Below are 475 nucleotides of genomic sequence, written 5' to 3'. Positions count from 1 at the left end.
TGGCGGTCAGCACAAGCTCAATCTGGTGCTGGGCTTGCTCACGCTGGGTCTGGGCGTGGCCTTCATGGTCAGCGGCAATGAGGGTTACTTCTTTGCCATGCTGGCGCTGTCCTTTGTGATGGGCGTGCTCATCATCATCCCCATTGGCGGCGCCGACATGCCGGTGGTGGTGTCCATGCTCAACAGCTACTCGGGCTGGGCAGCGGCGGGCATTGGCTTCTCGCTGAACAACAGCATGCTGATCATTGCCGGATCACTGGTGGGCTCCAGTGGCGCCATCCTCTCCTACATCATGTGCAAGGCCATGAACCGGTCGTTCTTCAATGTGATCCTGGGCGGATTTGGTGGTGAGGCCGGTGGTCCTGCTGCGGGCAAGGCCGAGCAGCGCCCGGTCAAGAGCGGCTCCGCCGATGATGCGGCCTTTGTGCTGGGCAATGCCGAGACGGTGGTCATCGTGCCGGGCTACGGGCTGGCC

Annotated in this window: 1 protein-coding gene; it reads left to right on the top strand. The window is 62.5% G+C overall.

Annotated elements, in window-relative coordinates; all coding sequences use genetic code 11:
- A partial coding sequence (locus AC1RMF_RS26670) for an NAD(P)(+) transhydrogenase (Re/Si-specific) subunit beta (protein WP_493145583.1) occupies positions 1–475 on the top strand: 475 nt, incomplete at both ends.

It is taken from the genome of Rhodoferax sp. GW822-FHT04A08 (genome assembly GCF_058801025.1).
This window is presented reverse-complemented; position numbering and strand designations above follow the sequence as displayed.